Annotated in this window: 8 protein-coding genes; 2 read left to right on the top strand and 6 right to left on the bottom strand. The window is 70.1% G+C overall.

Annotated elements, in window-relative coordinates; translation table 11 throughout:
• Positions 1–343: 343 nt before the first annotated feature.
• Positions 344–1,351 (bottom strand): stage II sporulation protein M, encoded by a 1,008-nt coding sequence (locus tag ABD378_RS42800; protein ID WP_344530723.1) that lies wholly within the window; start codon positions 1,349–1,351, stop codon positions 344–346.
• Positions 1,352–1,440: 89 nt separating this feature from the next.
• Here ABD378_RS42800 and ABD378_RS42795 point away from each other — a divergent pair, with 89 nt between their 5' ends.
• On the top strand, positions 1,441–2,433 hold the full coding sequence (locus ABD378_RS42795; RefSeq protein ID WP_344530721.1) for an RDD family protein: 993 nt from the start codon (positions 1,441–1,443) through the stop codon (positions 2,431–2,433).
• An 8-nt stretch (positions 2,434–2,441) separates the two neighbouring features.
• Here ABD378_RS42795 and ABD378_RS42790 read toward each other — a convergent pair whose 3' ends face one another.
• The gene (locus ABD378_RS42790) at positions 2,442–3,056 is read right to left on the bottom strand and encodes a hypothetical protein (RefSeq protein WP_344530719.1); all 615 of its coding nucleotides are present in this window, start codon (positions 3,054–3,056) and stop codon (positions 2,442–2,444) included.
• Positions 3,057–3,465: 409 nt separating this feature from the next.
• Positions 3,466–4,923, bottom strand: coding sequence for an adenosylhomocysteinase (gene ahcY / locus ABD378_RS42785; protein WP_344530717.1), 1,458 nt, complete (start codon positions 4,921–4,923; stop codon positions 3,466–3,468).
• A 390-nt stretch (positions 4,924–5,313) separates the two neighbouring features.
• Here ahcY and ABD378_RS42780 point away from each other — a divergent pair, with 390 nt between their 5' ends.
• Positions 5,314–7,431, top strand: a complete 2,118-nt coding sequence (locus ABD378_RS42780; RefSeq protein WP_344530715.1) for a fructose-specific PTS transporter subunit EIIC — start codon at positions 5,314–5,316, stop codon at positions 7,429–7,431.
• Between the two features lie 79 nt (positions 7,432–7,510).
• Here the strand turns inward: ABD378_RS42780 and ABD378_RS42775 are convergent, their stop codons facing one another.
• From ABD378_RS42775 to ABD378_RS42765, 3 genes are all read right to left on the bottom strand, one after another.
• Entirely contained in the window at positions 7,511–8,473 is a 963-nt protein-coding gene (locus tag ABD378_RS42775) for a cation diffusion facilitator family transporter (RefSeq protein WP_344530713.1), read from the bottom strand.
• 125 nt (positions 8,474–8,598) lie between these two features.
• Entirely contained in the window at positions 8,599–9,753 is a 1,155-nt protein-coding gene (gene manA / locus ABD378_RS42770; protein WP_344530711.1) for a mannose-6-phosphate isomerase, class I, read from the bottom strand.
• A gap of 108 nt (positions 9,754–9,861) precedes the next feature.
• A partial coding sequence (locus ABD378_RS42765) for an SIS domain-containing protein (RefSeq protein WP_344530709.1) occupies positions 9,862–10,902 on the bottom strand: 1,041 nt, incomplete at its 5' end.

The following is a 10,902-nucleotide window of genomic DNA, read 5'->3' as shown; positions in this document are numbered from 1 at the left end:
TTCTGTGTTTCGTTCTTGCGTTTCCGACTCTATCAGACTCTTTCGTGTCCGATTTCCTCGGCGCCTTTCCGGTTCCCGCTCCTGCCTTTCGGCTTTCGCGTTTCCCTTTCCGGCGGTTCCGACTTTATCAGAAGTTTTCGGCCGGTCTTACCGGCCTGGAGTTCCGATTTATCGGGTGCGGCTTCTTGGCTTATGAGATTCAAGAAGCAGGCAGACGTTAACTGCCGCCGCTGGACTTGTCCAGCTCTAGGCAACTGTTCGAATCTACCTCCCCAGTCGTTCCGTGTCAACGGTTTTTCTGGGGCGTCGAGGACACTAGCAGGTCAGCGGGGCCGTACGCACATCACGCTGCAGTGGGGACCGTGGCGCTGCGTTCGGCCGGGTCCACGTCGCCTGTGGCGCCGGCTCGCGCCGCTCTGCCGCCCAGGACATAGACGTACGCAAGGAAGGCCAGTTCAGCGGCGATTCCGATGCTGATGCGGGCCCAGGTCGGCAGGCCCGAGGGGGTGACGAAGCCTTCGATGGCGCCCGAGATGAACAGGACCAGGGCCAGGCCGACCGCCATGCCCAGGGCGGCTCGGCCCTCCTCGGCGAGGGCTGTTCGGCGTGAGCGCGGGCCGGGATCGATGACGGTCCAGCCGAGGCGCAGGCCCGTGCCCGCGGCCACGAAGACCGCGGTCAGTTCCAGGAGGCCATGTGGGAGGACCAGGCCGAGGAAGGTGTCGAGGCGGCCGGCGGACGACATCAGGCCGATGCCAACGCCCAGGTTCAGCATGTTCTGGAAGAGGATCCAGATGACGGGGAAGCAGAGGAAGGCGCCCAGGACCAGGCACATGGCCGCTGCTTGGGCGTTGTTCGTCCAGACCTGGGCGGCGAACGATGCCGCTGGGTGGCTCGAGTAGTACGTCTCGTACTCGCCGCCGGGGCGGGTGAGCTCCCGCAGTTCGCTGGGGGCCGCGATGGAGGACTGGACCTCGGGGTGCGTGGCGATCCACCAGCCGATGACGGCCGCGAGGACCGTCGAGAGGAGGGCCGTCGGGACCCACCAGTGGCGGGAGCGGTAGACCGCTGCCGGGAAGCCGTGGGTCAGGAAGTGCGTGGCGTCGCGCCACGAAGCGCGTCGGGTGCCTGTCACCGCGCTACGCGCGCGTGCCACGAGGTGGGTGAGACGACCGGTGAGCTGCGGGTCCGGGGCGCTGGACTGGATCAGAGAGAGGTGGGTCGCCGTGCGTTGGTAGAGGGCGACGAGTTCGTCGGTCTCGGCTCCGTTGAGGCGGCGCTGGCGGCGCAGCAGGGCGTCGAGTCGGTCCCACTCCGCTCTGTGGGCGGACACGAAGACGTCGAGGTCCATCAGGTGGCTGCTCCTCGTACTGCGGCGCGATGCTGCCTCAGCTTGGCAGACTGGCCGTTCCGAGGGCAGGGCAGGGAAGGGCGGCTGGCGTGAGTGAGCTTGTGACGGGCGAGGCGGTGGCGCTCGAGATGCGCCCGGCGAAGCTGCCGAGCCGTGGGCTCGCCGTACTGATCGACTTGGTCGTGGCCTGGGCGGTCTACCTGGGGGTGACCGTGGGGATCGTGGCTTCTACGTCCTCGCTGGACGACGCGGCGGCCGCGGCGGTCGCCGTCGCCAGCTTCGTACTGATCCTGGTCGGTGGGCCGATCGCGGTGGAGACGCTCAGCCATGGGCGGTCGCTGGGCAAGCTGGCGTGCGGGCTGCGGGTGGTGCGGGACGACGGGGGGCCGATTCGTTTTCGGCACGCGCTGGTGCGGGGCGCGGTGGGGGTCGTCGAGATTCTGCTGACCTTCGGGGTCGTCGCGTGCATCGCTTCGCTGGTGTCGGCGCGGGGGCGGCGGCTGGGGGATGTGTTCGCGGGAACGCTTGTCGTGCGGGAGCGGGTGCCCGCCGCGCATACGGCTTTCATTCCTCCGCCGCCGCCTTGGCTGGCGGGGCGGTTCTCCGGGCTCGATCTGTCCGGAGTGCCCGAGGGGTTGTGGCTGGCCATCAGGCAATACCTGACGCGGATGGGGCAGTTGGATCCGCAGGTGGGCTGGGCGATGGCGGAGCGGCTTGCGGGGGATCTCTCGGAACGTACGGGGGCGCCGGCTCCGCAGGGAGTTCCGCCGGCCGCGTACCTGGCCGCGGTCGTGCAGGAGCGGCAGGCGCGTGATGCTCGGCGGGCGTTCGGCGGGAGCGGGGGCGTGAGTGGGAGCGGGGGGTCGGCTGCCGGTGCTGGGTATGCGGGGCCATCGGAGTACGCGGTACCGGGGGCACCTGTGCCTGTGGGGTATCCGAGCGGTGGCGTGCCGCCGGGGCCTGCTCCTCGCCCGGCCTCTCCGGCTCCCCAGGCTCCCCCGGCCCAGCCGGCCGGCCCGGCGGTCGGGCAGAAGAGCGCGGAGGCCACGCCTCCACGCACCGGGTTCGTACCGCCTGCGTAGCGCTGGGGTCAGGCGAACGTCGAGGGCGGGGATTCGAGGTTCTCGAGCTCCAGGCCGGGGGCGGAGAGGACGACGTCGCCGGAGATGTGGATGGCGTGCTGTTCGCCGGTGTCCAGGGCTGTGACCTGGTATTCGTCCACGATGAGCGGGCCGTTGTCAGTGGTGTGTGCTTCGCTTTTCAGTAGGGCCCAGGACTGGTCGAGGGTGCGGGGGGCGAGGACCGGGTCGGTGAAGGCCACTAGGCGGACGCGGGTCGCGGGGGAAGCGGGGGTGAGGCGCAGGAGGCGTGTGGTCGCGACGAGGAAAGCGGGGGAAGTGCCGGTGAAGGCGTGGGCGGGGGCGTTGTCTTCGGTGGCGTGGGTGCCGGTGGGGTCGGTGCGTACCCAGGTGACGCCATCGATCGCCGCGGCGCGGATCTGCCAGTCCCTCGCGTGAAGTTCGAGGCGGATGGGGCGGCCGAGTTCATCGAGGGCGAGGTCGACGGAGCCGGTGGGCTCGCCTGAGGGGGCGGTCCGCTGCGAGACGTAGCGCCAGCCGGAGGGGCCGGGGGCGCAGTGGAAGTGTTCCTCACCGAGGGGGGTGTGGTCGTGCGGATCGTGAAGCGAATAGTGGCCGCGGGGCATGGGGGCTCGGTCCTTGTCGGGGGCGGGTTCTAGCCGGGGCGAGTGGGTTCCAGGCCAGGGCGGATTCTTGTCCTAGGCCCCATGCCCCGGGTGGACAGCCGCGGGGCGAACTGCCGGGGAACGCCGACCCGGGTGGGACCGGCGCGGGCCCCATCAGGCGGGTGGACGGACTCGGGGCGGGCGGCCATGGGGGCGGCTTGGCGGGGGCGGCTGTTTCACGGTTTCTGTCCCGTGTTCCGTGGCGTGTCCCGTGTGTCGGGGGCGCGCTCGCGTGCCGCCGCGGGTGGGGACGCCCTCTCCCGGTGGCTGCGGCAGTCACCGGCGCCGGTCTGGGGTGCCCCCACGGGCGCAGGCCCCCGTCCTGGTGGGCGAGGGCCTGCGGATGAGCGTGGGCCGGTGGCCGGCTCGGTCAGTAGCGGTAGTGGTCCGGCTTGTACGGGCCCTCTACCTCGACGCCGATGTACGAGGCCTGCTCGGGGCGGAGCGTCGTGAGCTTCACGCCGAGCGCGTCCAGGTGCAGGCGGGCGACCTTCTCGTCGAGGTGCTTGGGGAGCACGTAGACGTCGGTCGGGTACTCCTCCGGCTTGGTGAACAGCTCGATCTGGGCCAGGGTCTGGTCCGCGAAGGAGTTGGACATCACGAAGGACGGGTGGCCCGTCGCGTTGCCCAGGTTCAGCAGGCGGCCCTCGGAGAGGACGATGAGGACCTTGCCGTCGGGGAATGTCCAGGTGTGGACCTGCGGCTTGACCTCGTCCTTGACGATGCCGGGGATCTTGGCGAGGCCGGCCATGTCGATCTCGTTGTCGAAGTGGCCGATGTTGCCGACGATCGCCTGGTGCTTCATCTTGGCCATGTCCGAGGCCATGATGATGTCCTTGTTGCCGGTCGTCGTGACGAAGATGTCGACCTTGTCGACGACCTCGTCCAGCGTCGCGACCTGGTAGCCGTCCATCGCCGCCTGCAGTGCGCAGATCGGGTCGACCTCGGTGATGATCACGCGCGCGCCCTGGCCGCGCAGGGACTCGGCACAGCCCTTGCCGACATCGCCGTAACCGCAGACGAGGGCGGTCTTGCCGCCGATGAGGACGTCCGTGGCGCGGTTGATGCCGTCGATCAGGGAGTGGCGGCAGCCGTACTTGTTGTCGAACTTCGACTTCGTCACGGCGTCGTTCACGTTGATCGCCGGGAAGAGGAGGGTGCCGTCGCGGTGCATCTCGTACAGGCGGTGGACGCCCGTCGTGGTCTCCTCCGTCACGCCGCGGATCTCCGAGGCGAGCTGGGTCCACTTCTGCGAGCCGTCGGTGATGGTGCGGTTGAGGACCTGCAGGACGACGCGGTGCTCGTCCGACTCGGCGGTGTCCTCGGACGGGACCTTGCCGTCCTTCTCGAACTTGACGCCCTGGTGGACGAGCATGGTGGCGTCGCCACCGTCGTCCAGGATCATGTTCGGGCCGCCGGTGGGGGTGTTCGGCCAGGTCAGCGCCTGCTCCGTGCACCACCAGTACTCCTCGAGGGTCTCGCCCTTCCAGGCGAAGACCGGGATGCCCTGGGGGTTGTCCGGGGTGCCGTTCGGGCCGACGGCGATGGCCGCGGCCGCGTGGTCCTGGGTCGAGAAGATGTTGCAGGAGACCCAGCGGACCTCGGCGCCCAGGGCGACCAGGGTCTCGATGAGGACGGCGGTCTGCACGGTCATGTGCAGCGAGCCCATGATGCGGGCGCCGGCCAGCGGCTGGGTGGCCGCGAACTCCTTGCGGATCGACATCAGGCCGGGCATCTCGTGCTCGGCGAGGGTGATCTCCTTGCGGCCGAACTCGGCCAGGGAGAGATCGGCGACCTTGAAGTCCTGGCCGTTGGTGAGAGTCGTCATTGGCGAGCTGCTCCTCGTGGGGTTGATCGAGGGTGGGTGGGCATGGCTGGCTGACCTGCGACGACGGCACAGAGGTGCACCGGCGCGCAGCAGCGCAGTCCGTCGGAGGCCCTCTCTCCCTCGGCCGGCGCCCGTGCAGGCACCGCCCGACCGCCATCAGCAGCGACGTCTGGCTCGGTCACAAAGCTACACCGATTGGCCCAGCGAGCCCCAGCCCGCCTCCCCGGGGCCGGACCGGGCGGGGCAACCGCAGCCGGGGCCGCGGACAGGCCCAGAGGCCTGCCCATTCGGGACCTTTGCGCTTTTGAACCGGCGCTTATGTGTTGCAGGATGCCTTGAGATCGGGAACATTTGCGCGATCTTGTTTGACGAAGGCGTTAGGAGATCCACGTGAACCATCCGGCCGATCCCCCCATAGGCGGGAGCGACGGCGAGCAGAAGAAGCTCAAGCTGCTCGCCGTGACCGCCTGTCCGACCGGTATCGCCCACACGTACATGGCGGCGGAGAAGCTCTCGCAGGCGGCGGAGAGCCTCGGCATCGACATGAAGGTGGAGACGCAGGGCTCCATCGGCGCCGAGAACGTACTGACTGACAACGATGTCAGGGACGCTGACGGCATCATCATCGCTGCCGACAAGGACGTCGACCGCGGCCGTTTCGTGGGCAAGCGCGTGCTGTCCGTCGGGGTGTCCGAGGGCATCAGTCACCCCGAGCGGCTGATCGAGCAGGTGCGGAGCGCGCCGGTGCACGGGGACGGTGGCGGCGGTGGCGGTGCCGTCGACCCGATCACCGGTGGTGGTGGAGGCGGCCGCGAACGCAGCGTCGCGTACAAGGCGCTGATGAACGGCGTCTCGTACATGATTCCGTTCGTCGTGGTCGGCGGGCTGCTGATCGCCATCTCGCTGTCGCTCGGCGGGCACACCGACCCCCAGGGCGGGCTCGTCATCCCCGACGGCTCGTTCTGGAAGCACGTCAACGACATCGGCGTCATCGGCTTCACGCTGATGGTGCCGATCCTCTCCGGCTATATCGCGTACGCGATCGGGGACCGGCCCGCGCTGGTGCCGGGCATGATCGGCGGCTTCATCGCCAACACCGGTGAGCTGTACGACTCCAAGGCCGGCGCGGGGTTCATCGGGGCCATCGTGACCGGCTTCCTCGCCGGTTATCTGGTGCTGTGGATCAAGAAGGTCAAGGTCCCGAAGTTCGCCCAGCCGATCATGCCGATCATCGTGATCCCCATCGTCGCGACGACGGCACTCGGTCTGTTCTTCATCTACGTCATCGGCAAACCGATCTCGTGGGTCTTCGAGCATCTGACCGACTGGCTCAGCGGCATGACCGGGACCAGCGCGATCCTGCTCGGCGCGATTCTCGGGCTCATGATCGCGTTCGACATGGGCGGCCCGGTCAACAAGACGGCGTTCCTGTTCGGCGCGGGACTCATCGCGACCGGCAACCAGACCGTCATGGGCATGTGCGCCGCCGCGATCCCGGTCATGCCGCTCGGGCAGGGGCTGGCGACGCTGATCCGCAAGCGCCTCTACAGCGAGCAGGAACGGGAGACCGGCCTGGCCGCCTTGTTCATGGGCTTGTTCGGGATCTCCGAGGGCGCGATTCCGTTCGCCGCCGCACGTCCGGCGCAGGTCATCCCCGCGAACATGCTCGGCGGCGCGGTCGCCGGTGCCATCGCCGGTATGGCGAGCGTCGAGGATGCGGTGCCGCACGGCGGTCCGATCGTGGCGGTCCTGGGTGCCGTCGGTGGCGTACCGATGTTCTTCGTCGCCATCGCGATCGGCAGTGTCGTCACCGCCCTCACCACGGTCGCCCTGGTCGACCTCAGCGAGCGCAAGCGGCGCGGGGCGCCGGTCGTCGACGTGCCGGGCGGTCCCGAGCCCGTGCTCGCGGGCGTGGGCGTGGGCGCCGGAGCCGTCGGCTCCGGGGCTTCCGCGGCCCCGCAGAAGGCGCCTGCCGCACCTGCTCCTGCGGCAGCCGCACCTGCACCCGCGGCGGCCTCTCCCAAGGCCGAGGCCGAGGACGAGGCCTCGGACGAGGTCCTCTCCGGCTATCTCACCGAGCAGACCGTGAAGGTCCAGCTGGACTCCGCCGACAAGGACTCCGCGATCCGCGAGATGGCGACCCTCCTGGCCGCCACCGGCAAGGTGAACGACGTCGAGGAACTCGTGCGGACCGCTCTGCGCCGCGAGGCCCAGGGCACCACGGGTCTCGGCGAGGAGATCGCGATCCCGCACGCCAAGACCGATGCGGTGACCTCACCGGTCGTCGGGTTCGCGCGGTCGGCCGAGGGCATCGAGTGGGGTGCGCTCGACGGTACGAAGGCCAAGCTCATCTTCATGATCTCCGTGCCGGAGGCGGCCGCGGGCGACGAGCACCTGCGGATTCTCGCGCTGCTCTCGCGCAAGCTGATGGACACCGGCTTCCGGGAGCGGCTCGAGGCGGCGCCCGACGAGGCGGCGATCCTCGAGGTGCTGCGCGAGGTTCAGTGACCTGAAGTCGCGTCGCGTACGCAGCTGGGGCCCCGCACCTGCACGGTGCGGGGCCCCAGCTGCGTACATACGGAGGAGGTCAGTGCTCGCCGCCCGGCGACTTCGACGGGTTCGTGCCCTCGGCAGCCGCCGTCTCGTCGTAGATGTCCGGCTCGAGGTAGATCACGCGGGCGATCGGGACCGCCGCGCGGATGCGCCCCTCGGCGGCGTTTATGGCGGTGGCCACCTCGGCGGCCGTGTCGTCGTGGCGCACGGCGATCTTGGCGGCGACGAGGAGCTCCTCGGGGCCGAGGTGCAGCGTGCGCATGTGGATGACGCGGGTGACCGTGTCGCCGTCGACCAGGGCCTTCTCGATCTCCTCGACCTCGTCCGTGCCCGCGGCCTCGCCCAGGAGCAGGGACTTGGTCTCCGCGGCGAGGATGATCGCGATCAGGATGAGCAGGATGCCGATGCAGAGCGTGCCGATGCCGTCCCAGACGCCGTCGCCCGTCGCGAGCGCGAGGCTCACGCCGACGAGGGCCAGGATCAGGCCGACGAGCGCGCCCAGGTCCTCCAGGAGTACGACCGGCAGCTCGGGGGCCTTCGCGCGGCGGACGAACTGCGTCCACGTGAGCTTGCCGCGCGTCAGGTTCGACTCATTGATTGCCGTGCGGAAGGAGAAGGTCTCGGCGATGATCGCGAAGACCAGGACGCCGACCGGCCAGTACCAGGCCTCGATCTCGTGCGGGTGCTTGATCTTCTCGTAGCCCTCGTAGATCGCGAACATGCCGCCGACCGAGAAGAGCACGATGGAGACCAGGAAGGCGTAGATGTAGCGCTCGCGCCCGTACCCGAAGGGGTGTTGCGGGGTCGCCTCGCGCTGCGCCTTCTTGCCGCCGAGGAGCAGCAGCCCCTGGTTGCCCGAGTCCGCGAGCGAGTGCACGCTCTCGGCGAGCATCGACGACGAGCCACTGAAGATGAACGCGACGAACTTCGCCACCGCGATCGCGAGGTTCGCGGCGAGTGCCGCGACAATCGCCTTTGTTCCGCCTGACGCGCTCATGTGTGCCCGTTGTCCCTTCGCCTGCGTACGTTCATGACCCACCGCCGGCAGTGCTGCCGACCGGGCGCTGCTTTGCCCGCCCTTTGCGGTGGGTCATTGTTGCAGCACGAGGCGCTGGTGGTGAGTCAGGCCACCACAGTGGCACGGAAGACCGTGCCGACTCCGGACACTTCGGCCTTTTCGTCCGCGGGGACGAACACGGACTGTCCGGGCGTGAGTCCCCCCGCGTCGCCCACGCGGACCGATCCCGCGACGCAGAGCAGGATCTGCGGGGTGGCGGCGGTGAGGTCGTGCGGTGCCGCGCCATCGGGCAGGACGAAGCGGGAGAGGCGGAACTCGTCGATCGGGGTGTCGTAGACCTCTTCGCCGTCGGGCGAGGCCTCAGGGCGCAGGACGCCGGGGTCGGTCGCCTCGAAGCGGACGATGCGCAGGAGTTCGGGCACGTCGACGTGCTTGGGGGTCAGGCCGCAGCGCAGCACGTTGTCCGAGTTCGCCATGATCTCGACGCCGAGGCCGTCGAGGTAGGCGTGCGGGACTCCGGCGCCGAGGAACAGGGCCTCGCCGGGCTGCAGGCGGACGTGGTTGAGGAGCATCGCCGCGATGACGCCGGGGTCCCCGGGGTAGTGGTGCGCGATGCCCGCGTACGGGGCGTAAGCGCCGCCCAGCCGCTCGGCGGCCTCGATGACCTCGGCGACGGTCGTGGCCATCTCCTCGGGGTCCGCTGTCAGGACGGCCGTCAGGACCTCGCGCAGCGCGGCCTCTTGGGGCTTGGCGTGCAGCAGATCGACGTACGGCTTCAAGGAGTCGACGCCGAGACCGGCAAGCAGATTCGCGGCTTCGACGGGGTCGCGGAAGCCGCAGAGGCCGTCGAACTCCGTGAGCGCGCAGATCAGTTCGGGCTTGTGGTTGGCGTCCTTGTAGTTGCGGTTCGGGGCGTCGACCGGGACTTCGCGGTTCTCCTCGTCCTCGTAACCCTCCCTCGCCTGCTCCAGGTCGGGGTGGACCTGGAGGGAGAGCGGGGCGCCCGCGGCGAGGAGCTTCAGGAGGAAGGGCAGGCGCGGGCCGAACTTGGCGACGGTCGCCCTGCCGAGCTCGTGCCCCGGGTCCTCGTCGATCACCTCGTCGAGCGGGCCGCGCTCGGTGCGCGAGGGGGCGCCGGGGTGGGCGCCCATCCACATCTCGGCCTGCGGTTCACCGGTCGGCTCGACGCCGATGAGCTCCGCGATGGCGGTGGTGGAACCCCAGGCGTAGGGGCGGATGGCGTTGGTGAGGCGGTCCACGGAGGGGTTCTCCCTTACGTATACGTACGTACGTGTGCGCGATGCGATGCGCCGCGGTGCGGTGCGGTGCGGTGCGGTGCGAGGTCTTAGGTCATGACCGGGCTGTGGTCATGATCGGTCCCTCGGGGCGAGCGCCAGGTAAACGGCGGCGAAATCCGTGACGGCGATCAGCTCCGCGAGGGTCTCCAGGTCGTCGCCGTCCTCCGGCTCAAGCTCGCTGATCGCGATGTCATGGCCGTGGGCGAGCTCGCGGGCCGCGGGCGCGGCGCTGAGGCCTCCGGCGTCCAGGGGGCGGTCGCGGAGCAGGACGACGCGGGCGCGCAGCTGCTGGGGCTCGTCGACGCGGTCGCGGAAGAAGTCGTCGCCGTCGCCGCTCGGGGCGAGGTTGCCCGCGAGCAGGGCGCCGTGCGCGGGCAGGGCCTCGGGCAGCTCGCCCGCGACAGCGGGGTGTCCGGCGAGTTCGGCGAGCGTGGCGGCGAAACGGCGGCCCGCGGGGCCCGCGAGCCGACCCTCGGTCCAGATCACCGGGAGGGACTCCGCGAGTTCGGCGGCGAGTGTCTTGGCGGGGTTGCTGTACGTCGCGATGACTGGGCCGCAGCGTTCCGCGACGTGGTCGAGGCGGTCGGCGATCTTCTCCAGGGTCTCGGCGGGTGCGGTGATCAGGCCGGTGCGGTCCAGGAGGATGAGCAGGGGGGTGAGCAGGGCCCAGAGGGTGGCGGGGGCGGAGGCGGCGGCCTCGTCGTCCAGGCGGCGCGCCTCGTACGCCTCGGATGCGCGCTCTCCGTCGTGCGGGGCTTCGTACTCCCCGTACGGGGAGGTGGCCATCGCGACGGTCAGGCCGTGCGAGCCCTCGACGCCCTCGGCCAGCGGGGAACGGGCGGGGGCGACGGCCACGACGGTGCAGCCGCGGCGGTAGGCCTGCTCCGCGAGGAGTTCGAGGCCCGGTTCCGTGCCGTCCGGTGTGGCGATGAGCAGCAGGTCAAGGGGGCCCGTCCAGCCGGGGAGCGCCCAGCGCAGGGCGCCTGCCGCGGCGGCCACGCCGGTGGGGGCGAGGCGGATCACGGGGCAGCCCGCTCCCGCGAGGGTGCCCAGCAGGTCGGCCACGCAGGTGGCGGCGGTGCCGGGGCCCGCGATGAGGATGGCGCGGGG

The sequence above is a fragment of the Streptomyces rectiviolaceus genome, from assembly GCF_039533825.1.
GTDB classification, from domain to species: domain Bacteria; phylum Actinomycetota; class Actinomycetes; order Streptomycetales; family Streptomycetaceae; genus Streptomyces; species Streptomyces rectiviolaceus.
The sequence above is the reverse complement of the archived record's forward strand: the minus strand, read 5'-3'. Positions and strand labels throughout refer to the sequence as shown.

Coding starts and splice junctions, on each gene's coding strand:
- ABD378_RS42800 (WP_344530723.1), bottom strand. CDS start 1,351: ATGGACCTCGACGTCTTCGTGTCCGCCCACAGAGCGGAGTGGGACCGA.
- ahcY (WP_344530717.1), bottom strand. CDS start 4,923: ATGACGACTCTCACCAACGGCCAGGACTTCAAGGTCGCCGATCTCTCC.
- ABD378_RS42790 (WP_344530719.1), bottom strand. CDS start 3,056: ATGCCCCGCGGCCACTATTCGCTTCACGATCCGCACGACCACACCCCC.
- ABD378_RS42775 (WP_344530713.1), bottom strand. CDS start 8,473: ATGAGCGCGTCAGGCGGAACAAAGGCGATTGTCGCGGCACTCGCCGCG.